We start from the raw sequence: 11870 nt of genomic DNA, 5'->3' as shown, positions 1-11870 counted from the left end.
TCTGGAGCTGTTCGAAGCCCTTCGGAATGCCCGGCGTCTCGGACCACTTGCATTCGATGAGCTTCAGGCGATCGGCCACGGGAATCACGAAATCGACCTCGACACCGTAGTGATCGCGATAGAAGTACACGTTGGGTGACAGACCGCGGTTGGTGAACCAGCGAACGATCTGTCCAAGCACCAGAGTCTCGAACATCGGACCAAGGAGCGCACTGGCTGCGAGATCGGCGGCGCGGCGCACGCCGAGCAGGGAGCACGCAAGCCCGGTGTCCAGGAAGTAGAGCTTGGGCGTCTTGACCAGCCGCTTGCCCAGGTTGCGGTAGTAGGGCGCCAGTAGCATTACGATGCCCGAGGCCTCGAGCACCGACAGCCAGCTGCGCACCGTGTTCGAGCTCACGCCCACATCGGACGCCAGCGAGTTCATGGACAGCAGCTGCCCGCTGCGCGCGGCGCATAGCCTCAGGAAACGATCGAAGTCGCGCAGACTCCGCACCTGCAGCGCCTGGCGAACGTCGCGCTCCAGGTAGGTGGCTATGTAGTCGGAGTAGAAGCGCTGGGGTTCCAAGTGCTTGGCATGCAGCTCGGGATAGCCGCCTACGAACATGAGCTGGAGCAGCTGTGACCTGTCGATCTCATCTCCGCGCGCAGTCTCGATTTCGCGCAGCGATAGGGGATGCAGTTCGAGCACCACCACCCTGCCTGCGAGACTCTCGCTGACGCCTGCCATGAGCGGAAACTTCTGCGATCCGGTCAGCAGGTATTGTCCCGGCACATCCCGGCGCCGGTCCACTGCGTGCTTGAGGTAGCGAAACAGGCGCGGCGCGTACTGGACTTCATCGATGATGTGGGGCGGGGGATGGGTGGCGAGAAACTGCTCGCCGGAGTTGTCTGCTTGCTCTGCTGTGGCAGGCAGGTCCAAGCTCACGAAGCCGCAGTCGGAAAAGGCGCGCTCGAGCAGGCTGGTCTTGCCCGACTGGCGGCATCCCGTGAGCAGTAGGACCGGCTTCTGACGGCTGAGCGCTTCCAGCGTCGAACGAATTTCTCTTGTGATCCAAGGCACTTGGGTATTTTGAAATCAAATTCAGGATTTTTCAAGAGTAAGTCCTGTCCTATATCATCGACAACGCCGAGGAAGGGGAGCAGCGTTCGCGAGAAAGTTCCGGCTCGGGATAAAGGGGCTACAAGATCGAGCTCGTGCGGGTCATTACTCATGTCATCGACGACCCATAGGAACGAGCGGCGACCGCTTTGGCTGCCATCGCCCGCCGGCACCGAGCCGCTCGCGGTTGCTGTGGGCGGTCTTCGTCACGGTCCACCGGGCGGGAGGCTCCGGGCTTGCTCGACGCTGCTTGCAGTGTTCGCAGCCTGTCCCCGACTTGCGCTTGCCCAACCGGAGCTGGATGGCGAGCCACGGGCCATGACGCAAGACACGGCCCGGGGCCTCGCCCTGGGGACGGGAGCACGCGCGGCGGCACGATCGACCTCGGCGCTGCTCTACAACGTGGCCGGGCTCAGCGTGGGGCGGGTCTACCACCTCGAGACCGATGTCGCGTACTTTGCCCGAGAGCGCACGCTGGCCGCGGCTGCCGGCGTGGCGGATTCGCTGACCAGCGCGCTTGCGGCAGGCCTGTCGGCTCGCTGGCTGAGAAGTCTCGGCACCGGCGGCTATTCGGGCCTCGACTTCCGGCTCGGTTTTGCGCTGCCGCTCTCGGACGCCCTCTCGGTAGGCGCTCTTGGGCGCTACCTCTCCCTCAACCGTCAAGGGTCGGGTCCCAAGGGCGACAAGACCAAGCTGCGGGTGACCAAAGGCATCGCGCTGGGCGCCGCGATCCGAGCGCGTCTACTCGAGCAATGCGAGCTCGCGCTGCTCGCCGGCAACGTGCTGAGCACCGCTGGCGATCGCACGCCGAGGCGGCTCGGTGCCAGCGTAGCTGTCGACTTTGCTGGTGCCGCAACCGTGGGAGCCGACCTGCTGCACGTGACGGCAGCTGGCGGCTACGTGATCGCGGGCGCGGGCGCCGAGTACCGGCACGAGTTGTTGGCACTGCGTGCTGGTTACCGCTACCAGGGTCTAGCAGAGCGCCACGCGTTGAGCGCGGGTCTCGGCTACTCCAAGCCCCGCGCGGCGCTCGATCTGTCGCTCCGCCGCACCCTGAACGGCAGCGACACGACGCTCATGCTGGCACTGCGCTACTTCGTACAGTGAGCACGCGGCGGCTTGATCACGACTACTGTGGCGACCGGCGTCGCCACTCATCGGAGGCAAGCTCCAGGTGTCCTCTGTGCAACGTTTGGGTGAACGCCGTGGCGGCCCTGCGAGCTGACGTTGTGCTCCGTTGGTCGGCATCGGTCGCCGGATCCACACGCACGAGCACGCTGCACGTGAACACGTTGACGCTCGCCTGCCGAAACGAGGGACGGCTAAGCAGCGCGCGCTCCAGCGGATCCTTGAGATGGGCCGCGCGGTAGAGCGCGGGCACGGCGATGTGCTGTCGCTACGATTAGGCTGGCAACCGCCGTCCCACAAGCGAAGCAACTAGAGCGTCACGGCGATGTTGCAAGGGGGTGGCCGCGGCATGGGACACTCCCTAGAGCCTCAGCTCCTGGATGCAGCCGGCGGCTTCCGCGAGGAGCTGGCCCACTCGACAGGCCGAACCTCGAGAGCGGAAGGAGCTGGGGTTGCGCTGGAAGCTCCGGATGGCCATGCGCAACAGAGCCATGCACCGCATGATGCGCGCGCGGAACGCAAGCCCTGACTCGGGACGGCGGGTCTCGTACTCGTGCAGGAACACGGTCGCGAGCTCGCGTAGCTCGTTGCGCTTGCTGCGCACGGCGGCGCGGTGCAGCTCGGCCATGAAGTTCCCGACGTCGAGCGCAGGATCACCGAGACCCGCATCGTCCATGTCGAGCACCGCCAGGGGCGCAGGCCCAGATAGCAGCAGCTGGCTGGGCTTGTACTCTCCGTGAACGAAGCTCAACTGGCCCGGGCCTACCGTACGGGCCGGGCGCTCGAGCTTGCTCAAAAGGGCCTGCACTTGATCCGCCAACTCGGGTGCGACGACTTCGACCGATGCGGCCCGCTCCTGCAGCCGGCGGAGCTCGTCGCGCAAGCACAACACGGCGCTGCCTTCAGCCACCGGCAGCCGGTGCAGCTTGATCAAGGTCTCCACAGCGCGCAAGCATTCGGCTCGAGCTCTGTGCCGGTCTTCGGTTTCGAGGTAGCTCTTCATGCTCTCGCCGGGCAGGCGCTGCATCAACACGAGCCCCCAGTCGGCGAGCTGGCCGATGGCACGGGGCACGCGAAGGCCAAGTTTCTGGGCGGGTTCGGCCAGGCGCTCAAGCAGCTCGAAGACCCTGTCCGCGCCTCCTGCCGCCGGATACAGCTTCGCGACCCACTGCTCCTTCGGCCGACTGTCCAGCTCCGGGACCGTGAGCAGAAGCACGGAGCGCTGGTGGGGACGGTAACGGAGCAGTTGCGCGCTTGGACGCCCGTACGGGCTCGAGGCCGCTCGCAGCCCTAGTCGCGCCAACCCGATCGCCAGATCTTCGGGGCGAGCGGTTCGAGCGAGTCCTGGGAGATTCCAATCATCGGGATAGAACTCCACCATGCAGCAAGGCTCGTTCAGCACGAGCACGCGCGCTCGCTCGCTGCTTTCGTACCTGCGATAAGCCGCGAGGAGCGCTCGTTCGTCCGCAAAGCTGATGACGGCGCGCTGCACGATGCTCTCGGGTGGCTTGGACAGGCTCAGCCTGTAGAGCGCGACACACTCCTTGGTCGGGACATAGGTCATGGTCTCGACCTGTGCCTCCACCAGCTGCCAGCCTGGCTTCAAGCGTGGCAGGATACGCTGCGACAAGAGCGCCTGCATTTCGGCTCGGCCCAAGGCGATGCCCATGCCTCGAAGTCTTGGATCCGGCTTCAGTACGGCGGCCTCCAACATGCCTACCCGCCCAGCGAGCTCAGCCGGTCGCGGGCGTTGTGCAGCAGGCAGGGGCTCGTTCGCGTCCAGCCCGGCGCCAGCGATAAGAAGGAGTAGAGGGCCCACTTGATGTCACCGAAGGCTCGGTACCAGTTTTGCCATCCTGAATGCTGATCGGCCTGCGGATGTGCAGCAGAGTGCTCGCTCAGCGCCGCGACGAACGCCTGTTCGCAGTGTCCGATCACGGGCTCCAGCTGGGGGTCGCGCAACACAGCCATGTCAAAGCGGGAAAGAAACTCACCCGCATCCGCGCTGGCTCCCGACAGGCACAGCTTGTCCAGGTCGACCACCGCCATCTTGCGCGGCGGGCCGCCGGGTGCGGCGCCGAGCACGCACTGCGTGTAACGAAACGCTCCGTGGTTGACGACCATCGCCTCGGGCGGCATCCGCTCGGCCGTGCGCCGTAGCTGCTCCAACAGGTCACGGACCGTGCGCTCGAGCTGTGGCTCGATTTCCTGCAGTCCGTTCAGCTTGGATTCGATCCATCGCAAAGCGCTGTGAGGAGCTACCTCCGCGAGTCCGCCGACGTTCAGTTGCTGCAAGCAGGCGAGACCGGCTGCCGCCGTTTGCATGTGAGCCCGCAGCGCTCCTAGCTGCGCTCGGTCGTGCGGGGCCTGCTTGATCAGCGCGCTGAGCTCCGTCGAGCCTGCAAGGCCGGCGAGGAGCAGCGTCTGCGCTTCGTCCAGGTAACCCAGCGCATCGGGCGTATCCCAGGGCGCTGCCGCCGCCCGCAGTTGTCGGCTCAGCTCTCGTAAGGGGGCGAGCATGCGCTTGCCTCGTTGGTCTCGAAACACCTTCCCGTACAGCGTGAGCGTTCGATCCCGGAGCTCCAGGTCGTAGCGGACAACGCAGCGAATCCCAGGCTTGTAGGAAACCGGGGTCGCTTCGATCCGCTGGATCTCCCCGGCCTCGACCCCGAGCTGCTCGGACAGAGCCCTGCGCAGCCAGGCTGCGGAGGCTGCCGGCGCTAGGGTTGGCAGCGCTTCGTCCAGCGGAAACGCTTGGAGCAGCACGCCCTGCCGCCGCAGATAGCGGTACACGTGACCCAAGCCCGACACCGCTCGCACGCGCCCGGCGAGCTCTCGGAAACGGCTTGAGGCTACGAGCGCGGCGCCGCGCCCGCCCGCGTAGAGCGTCGCCCGCACCAGCCGTGACGAGCCGTCGCGCCGAGGCAGGCGCCACAGAAGAGAGCAGGACTCCGCGGGCCGGTAGCGTACATAGGCGGGCTTGGCCCTTGCAGGATCCAGGTCGGGACCTGCGATGTCCGTGACCGCATCGGCGATGAAGTCCGGCATACCGGCGCCCGTGAACAGCGACGCCATGGATGGTAGGGCGGCATCGGTGGGTATGACACGCATGATGGTTAGGGCCCGCGGAAGAATAGCCCGTCTGTATCGCCGAGGGCCGGGCGCCGCTGGCAAGGCGCAACGACGAGGAATATTGGGGATATTTCGAGGAGGCGCAACATAGCCAGCGGTGGCCGGAACCGGTGAGATGGATGAGTTGTTCTTCCGCGGGCCCTCATCCCAGGCGCTCGGCCCGAGCCTGGTGTCGTCCGGGACACTAGCTTTGGGCAGGGCCGGCAGGCTGCCGCGATCCCGCCGAGTGTGCGGCAAACAGACGGCGGTATTTGCCTCCAGCGTCCATCAGCTCGCTATGTGTTCCCTGTTGGACGATCCGGCCTTCGTCCAGCACGATGATGTACTCGCCCTCTTCCAGGCTCGAAAGCTGATGGGTGATCATCAGCACCGTCTTGTGCTCGATGAGCCGTTCGAGCGCTTGCATCACGGCAGCCGCGGAAGCGGGATCCAAGCCGGTCAGAGGTTCATCCAGGATGATGATCGGAGCCCTGCGCACGATGGCCCGGGCGATGGCGATGCGTTGGCGCTGACCGCCGGACAGCACGGCGCCTCGCTCGCCAAGCTGCGTGTCGTAGCCCTCGGGCAGGGCGCAAATGAAGCCGTGGGCATTGGCGGCCGTGGCCGCAGCCTCGACTTCCTCCGCCGTGGCATGCGGCTTGCCGTATGCGATGTTCTCGCGGGCGCTTGCAGCGAACAGGAGCGGATCCTGGGGCACGATCGCGATCTCGCGACGCAGCGATTCGCGCCGGTACCTCGCAAGCTCTACCCCATCCAGCCGGATCGAGCCCTGCCGCGGATCGTAAAGGCGCAGCAAAAGGCTGATGATCGTCGATTTGCCGGCACCGGACGCCCCGACCAGGGCCACGCGCTGGCCGGCTGCCACCCGGAAAGAGACATCCCGCAGCACGGGCTTGGCGTCGCTGTAGTCGAAGCTCACCCGGTCGAACTCGATCTCCCCGTGTATTGCACAGGCTTCGATCGCGCCGGGCGTGTCCTTTACCTCGGGCTCGACGTCCAGGATGTTCGAGATCCGCTCTGCGCTGGCCATGGCTTTCGAGAACCTCGCGGACGTACGCGCCAGCCTTCGGATGGGTCGATACATGTCCGCCACGTAGGCCGCAAACACGAGGATGGCGCCGGGCGTCATCCGGCCGTTGATTACTTGCAGCGAACCGAAGAGCACCACGGCCCAGGTTCCGAAAGCGCTGATGATCTCAACCGCGCGAGTTACTGCGGCCCCCAAGCGCGCGGTGCGAATGCTCTGCGTCAAGGTGCGCGCACTCTCGCTCTCGAAACGCTCCTCCTCGAAGCGTTCCCGCCCAAAGGCCTGGATCAGCGGCAGGTTCGTGAGAATCTCGGCGATGCGCGCGGCGACCTTCCCTTCCTTGCTGCGCTGGCTCTTCGCGGAGCTTTTGACCTTTCTATAGAGATAGAAAAGGCCAAAGAACAGCACGGGAAACGTGGCCAGCACGATCAAGCTCAGAAACCAATCCAGACTGAACATGATTGCGAACATGCCGAAGATGGTCAGCAGGTGTGCGAGGGAGGTCAGCGCCGACTCGGCGAACACATCGCGAAGCGCATCGCTGTCGGTGACGACCTTTGTCAGCAGATCGCCGGAGCGTTCCCGGTTGTGAAACGACAGGGACAGGCGCTGCAGATGAGCGAAGAGCTCGCATCGGAGCCTGTGCACGAGCTGATAGCCGATGCGCGAAGTAAGGAAGAGCTGAAAGTACGCGAACAACCCCCGGAGCAGCGCCAGCACGATGATGCTCAGCGACAGCAAGATCAGCGCCGAGACCTTGTTTTCGCGAATCAGCTCAGCAAGCAACGGCCACGACAGCGGCTCGTCGAGCAGGATATGATCGAAGATCAGCTTCAGCGGCCATGGCCACGCCAACTCGGCGAGTGTGAAGCCGAGCATGCACAGCCCGGCCAAGAACAGGCTGCCCTTCAGACGTCCGAGATGCGAAAGAACGATGGCCCGAAGCCAATTTCGCTTCGGCTTCATATGCTTCTTTCGGGAGTCATCAGCGTTTCGGCCAGCTCGATGATCCGCAGCGCATTGTGCGTCCAGGTGTGGTGCGCGTGGATCCGCCGGGCACCCGCTCGGCCCAGCGCCTCGCGCCGCTCCGGGTCCACGAGCAGCTGCTCCACGGCCGAGGCCATGCTTAGCGTATCACCTGGGGCATGCAGCAGCCCGGTCTCGTTTGGGACGATGATGTCCGCGACCTGTCCCTGTGCAGAAGCCACCACCGGTACACCCGATGCCATGTACTCGAACAGCTTCAGCGGCGAAAAGTAGAAGGAGTGCTCCAGTGCCGGATAGGGGGCGAGCCCCACGTCGAAGCAGCGGATCAAAGCCCCAACCTGTTCGTGCGGGAGCGCGCCCGTGAACACCACGCTGTCCACAACGCCCAGCTCCCGCGCGGCCTGTTCCAACTCATGCCGCAAGGGCCCGTCCCCGACCACGAGCAGGCGTAGCCCCGAAAAGCGCGGGCGCAGACGCGCAAGCAGCTCGGCAAGCACCCGCACGCCGTGCCAAGCACGCAGGCTGCCCACGAAACCCAAGACAGGCCCGTCCCCGAGATCCCAGCGAGCACGCAGCGTCGGGTCCGGCGGGCCGGGCCGAAAGTGGGCCGGATCCACCGCGTTGGGGACGACGTGCACACGAGCCGGGTCCACTCCGAGGGACGTTGCGTGTTGCCGCACAGCGGTGGACACGGCGAGCACCGCCGACGCCTGGCGCACGGTCCATGCCTCGGCGCGCGCAGCAAGTTCCTCCAGTCCCGTCTTGCGGTAGATGGACTGCTCGACGGCGAGCGGGGCGTTGAGCTCAAGCAATAGCGGTCGCCCAAGCTCCCTTGCGAGCATCACCCCGGTCGTTGAATAGGGCGAGGCACGCTCGTAAATGAAGTCCGGGGGCGCGGCGCCCAGGCGGTCTCGCAGCGTACGCAGCAGATCCCGATTGTAGAGAATACGGCGTACCTGCCTTGCTGCCGCGTCGTCCATTTCCAGCATCTGCTGCCACGTTCGCATCGCATCCACGGCGTCTTCCGTGTCCTCGCTGGGTGGCAAATGCACGATGGACGCGCGTAGGCTGCTGCGTAGCGCCGGCTCCTCGTCCCCGAGGGTGGGTGCCGCCAACTGAACCGAGTGCCCTGCATCCGAGAGCGCCTGCACCATCATGCGTACGTGTACAGAGGCTCCCTTGTGACCTGAGACGGGGATACCGAGATCTGCGCAGAGATACAGAATCCTCACGCAACGCCCAAGCTCGAGCCTTGGGGCAGGAACAGCCGGCGCAGCCTGCCGACATTCTCCCGCAGGTCAAACCGGGTTTCGGCGCGACGCCGGCCTGCGTTGCCTAGCTGCATACGCAGGCCAGGCTCGGCAAGCAGGCTCGCCGTGGCAGCCGCGAGCTCGTCGGCGCGCTCCGGCCCCACGATGAAGCCGGTGTGCCCGTGCTCCACGATTTCCGGATTTCCGGTCACGCGGGTGGCGACCACAGGCAAGCCGGAGGCCATGGCTTCGAGCATGACGGTGGGCAGCGCATCCCGATTGCCGTCTTCCGCGATCACACAAGGCATGACGAGCAGAGCCGCCTGCCGGTAGTACCCTCGCAGCTCATCCTGGGAGCAGGCTCCAACCAAGCGCACTCGCCCTCGCAATCCCACGTCGTCGATTCTCCGGGACAGCTCTTCGCGCAGCTCGCCCTGGCCCACGATTGCGCACCGGAAGCCCACCCCGCGCTCGTGCAGCATGCGACACGCTTCCAGCAAGAAATGGAATCCCTTCTTTTCCACCAGGCGACCCACACCCAGGATTAGACCGCCGTTCTTGCCCCCACCGCCGTGCCTGTCCAGCCAGGCTTGCCTGTCCAGACTGCGCTGCGTGTCTAGGCTGCAGCTTTGGCCAGGTTCCAATTCGGGACGAAAGAGCCGCAGGTCGACTCCGTTGTAGATCAGCTTCACGCGTTTCGCGGCCCTGCCGGCGAGTCGAGCCAGGTGGCGCCGGTTGTGTTCGCACACCGTGACGACGAATGCCGCGTCGCGCAGCTTCTGTTGCAGCAGCACGGCGTCAACGGTGTCGTGATAGATGTCCTTTGCGTGGGCAGTGAAGGAGTACGGCAGACCCGTCATGCGGCTTGCCAGCCTGGCCACCGTGGCCGCGTCGGAAGCGAAATGCGCGTGCAGATGATCCACCCCGCGAGCGCGCGCCAGGGCGGCCAAGGCCCCAGCTTTGAGCATGAGCGTGGCTTGCTCCCAGTCGGCAGCATGGCGCCCTACGAGTGTCTGCCGCGTCCAGGTCCTAGCCCGCTCTTCGGCCGTCGGCGCCCCCGCGCCCCGTCCTCGGGCGTAGCTGCCGCTACAAATGTAAGCCGCCTGCGTCCAATCGTCTCGCGGCAGGTAGGTGACGCGGGCTCTTAGCCTTTGCAGTGCCTCATGCTGCACAGGGTCGGCAGGGTCGCTCAGCGCGAAGACGTCGATCTCCAAGCCCTGGCGTTCGAGCTCCAAAAGCTCATGGACGATGAAGGTCTCGGACAGCCTGGGAAAGCGCTTGAGCACATAGCCGATGCGCGGCGTTCGGACTGCACGTGAGCTAACAGTTTCTCTTGGCCTCAGCTGCCGGTTTATGGTGGATTCGTACATTGCAACTGTAGGAGAGACCGGAACGCGGGATACAAGGCCGCTATGGGTGCGGTTACTCCAGCGCGAGCAACGCCTTCATTTCGCGGACCACATTGCCCAGGCCGTCGGCCTGTAGTACCGGCCGGGGTCGGGGGTTCGCTTTCAGACCTTCTGCCAGCATCCGGGCGAGCAGGTCCGGCGATAGCTGGTCTGGCGGAATCGCGCGCACCAGGCCCAGACTGGCGAACGCCCGTGTACGCAGCTGCTGCTCGGCGCTCGGCCCCTTGCGGGGCACCACAACCACACGCTTTCCCATGTGCGCGGCTTCGGTGAGCGTGTTGTAGCCGGCCATGGTTACTACCAGATCTGCCGCCTGCAGGTAGCCCAGACTGTCCGTCACCGTGTCCAGGATCCGCACCGGCAAGCCTTCGCTCTGCGCGCGTAGCTCCGCCTTGTTCTCCGCGGACATGAGAGGCCCGGTCACGACCAGACTCTCCGCAGACAGCGAGGGCCCGAGCAACTCAAGCGCCTTCAGATAAGCCTTCAGAATCAGGTGACCATCGCGTCCGCCGCCCACGGTCACGAGCACCAACTTGTCTGCGCGAAGCCGCAGCTCGCGCCGGATCTGGTCTCGGCTCTGCCTGCTACCTGAAGCACAAACGTAGCCGCAAAAACGAGCCTTGGACGGTCTCGAGCCGTCGCCCTGCAGCTTGTAGTGCAGGCCCGTGTCAAAAATCTCCCTGCGACCGTAAAACAGAACACGGTCGTAGTAGCGATCGATCGCGTCGTAGGTACCGTCGTCCCGCCAGCGGCTCGACGTGACCTCCGGTCGATCCAGGATGTCCCGCAGTCCCAACACGAGCTTTGCGGGCGTTGGGCGGCTGCGGAGGTACTCCAGGGTTTGCAAAAGCTCGCCGTGCACACCGCGAGGCACGTAGTCCGCGAGCAGCAGGTGGGGCCGGAAGTGCCTGGCAGCCTCCAAGAGCATGGATCTGCGCAGTGCGATCACCGTCTCGAAGCTCAAACTAAGACTGGCGGGCCGCCAAACCCCGGTCGCCACCTTGGCGATTGAGGGCAACTTGATGGCATCCACGCCGGCCGGCAGCGAGAAGAAGGCGCCCGTAGGAGAGCCCACGACCATCAGCGCCGTGGCTCCAGGCACCTGCCTGACAAAATGCTCCGCTATCAGCGAGTTTCGCCGCAAGTGGCCCAGGCCGAACCCGTCGTGCGAATAAAGCATGATCCGCGGGGGCTCGCTTAGCCGGCTTGGCATGCGCGGCAGCGCGAACGTTCGGAGCCTTGTCGTCTGCTGCATGTCCACACCCATGCCTGGCCACCACGAACCCAGTCCCCGAGCGTGCAAGAATCGGCAGGATCGAGCCATAAGCCCACCGTCGCACCCAACCAAGCAAGGTTGTCACACATAAAACACATCTGTGTCATATGCAAGTGACACTCGTGGGTTTTCCAATTCTGTGATCGTTTCGTTCAGCCAAGTTTCCCCTTCGGTGGGGGTTCGATCTGGTGGAGGGGCCGGAGATCGTTGGCGTTCGTTGGGACGCGGACACCTGGGTGTTCCTAGACCCAAAAAGTGGAACTTCAGTATAAGATGGAACTTCGAGTTGGCCTTCGGGGACGGACGCACGACCCAACGCCGACAACCCGGAGGCCCGTGACCGAGGTAGCTCGAACCTCGACACGCGAGCACCGAGTCCGGGTTGTGACCCAGTGGCCAGGCAGCAATCCATCGTAATCCCCGGCAAGCGGTACCGGGTTCTGCCTAGTGCCTCGCCACAGGAATCCTGGTTGGTTGGGGCCTGCAGTGGGGCTCGCTGGCAAGGCGGACCGACGAAGACTGCGGTTCATTTCGATGCGGTGCAGCGCATATTCGAGGAGGT

9 protein-coding genes are annotated in these 11870 nt (G+C 64.9%); 1 reads left to right on the top strand and 8 read right to left on the bottom strand.

From position 1 onward, the window contains the following. On the bottom strand, window positions 1-1060 hold a 1060-nt coding region (locus MJD61_20165; GenBank protein MCG8557578.1), incomplete at its 3' end, for an ATP-binding protein. A 357-nt stretch (window positions 1061-1417) separates the two neighbouring features. Between MJD61_20165 and MJD61_20160 the strand changes: the two genes are divergently transcribed. Then, a complete protein-coding gene (locus tag MJD61_20160) occupies window positions 1418-2206 on the top strand; it encodes a hypothetical protein (protein ID MCG8557577.1) in 789 nt (262 codons plus the stop codon). A 22-nt stretch (window positions 2207-2228) separates the two neighbouring features. On the opposite strand, the gene MJD61_20155 is transcribed toward MJD61_20160, so the two are convergent. The 7 genes from MJD61_20155 to MJD61_20125 form a co-directional block, all read right to left on the bottom strand. Further along, a complete protein-coding gene (locus MJD61_20155; GenBank protein MCG8557576.1) occupies window positions 2229-2480 on the bottom strand; it encodes a hypothetical protein in 252 nt (83 codons plus the stop codon). A 108-nt stretch (window positions 2481-2588) separates the two neighbouring features. After that, the gene (locus MJD61_20150) at window positions 2589-3941 is read right to left on the bottom strand and encodes a phosphotransferase (protein ID MCG8557575.1); all 1353 of its coding nucleotides are present in this window, start codon (window positions 3939-3941) and stop codon (window positions 2589-2591) included. Between the two features lie 2 nt (window positions 3942-3943). After that, complete coding sequence (locus MJD61_20145) at window positions 3944-5302, bottom strand: hypothetical protein (protein ID MCG8557574.1); 1359 nt, start codon at window positions 5300-5302, stop codon at window positions 3944-3946. A 241-nt stretch (window positions 5303-5543) separates the two neighbouring features. Beyond that, complete coding sequence (locus MJD61_20140; protein MCG8557573.1) at window positions 5544-7352, bottom strand: ABC transporter ATP-binding protein/permease; 1809 nt, start codon at window positions 7350-7352, stop codon at window positions 5544-5546. Then, window positions 7349-8530: a glycosyltransferase family 4 protein gene (locus tag MJD61_20135; protein MCG8557572.1), complete on the bottom strand. Its 1182-nt coding sequence runs from the start codon at window positions 8528-8530 to the stop codon at window positions 7349-7351. The genes MJD61_20140 and MJD61_20135 overlap by 4 nt, the downstream gene beginning before the upstream one ends. A 71-nt stretch (window positions 8531-8601) precedes the next feature. Beyond that, a complete protein-coding gene (locus MJD61_20130) occupies window positions 8602-9909 on the bottom strand; it encodes a glycosyltransferase (GenBank protein ID MCG8557571.1) in 1308 nt (435 codons plus the stop codon). Window positions 9910-10045: 136 nt separating this feature from the next. Next, complete coding sequence (locus tag MJD61_20125; protein ID MCG8557570.1) at window positions 10046-11287, bottom strand: glycosyltransferase; 1242 nt, start codon at window positions 11285-11287, stop codon at window positions 10046-10048. Between the last annotated feature and the right edge of the window lie 583 nt (window positions 11288-11870).

The sequence above is a fragment of the Pseudomonadota bacterium genome (assembly GCA_022361155.1).
Taxonomy (GTDB): domain Bacteria; phylum Myxococcota_A; class Polyangia; order Polyangiales; family JAKSBK01; genus JAKSBK01.
The sequence above is the reverse complement of the archived record's forward strand: the minus strand, read 5'-3'. Positions and strand labels throughout refer to the sequence as shown.

Excerpts from the sequence above, each read along its gene's own strand:
- MJD61_20150 (MCG8557575.1), bottom strand. The coding sequence starts at position 3,941 with ATGTTGGAGGCCGCCGTACTGAAGCCGGATCCAAGACTTCGAGGCATG.
- MJD61_20125 (MCG8557570.1), bottom strand. The coding sequence starts at position 11,287 with ATGCAGCAGACGACAAGGCTCCGAACGTTCGCGCTGCCGCGCATGCCA.
- MJD61_20160 (MCG8557577.1), top strand. The coding sequence starts at position 1,418 with ATGACGCAAGACACGGCCCGGGGCCTCGCCCTGGGGACGGGAGCACGC.
- MJD61_20145 (MCG8557574.1), bottom strand. The coding sequence starts at position 5,302 with ATGGCGTCGCTGTTCACGGGCGCCGGTATGCCGGACTTCATCGCCGAT.
- MJD61_20135 (MCG8557572.1), bottom strand. The coding sequence starts at position 8,530 with ATGATGGTGCAGGCGCTCTCGGATGCAGGGCACTCGGTTCAGTTGGCG.
- MJD61_20140 (MCG8557573.1), bottom strand. The coding sequence starts at position 7,352 with ATGAAGCCGAAGCGAAATTGGCTTCGGGCCATCGTTCTTTCGCATCTC.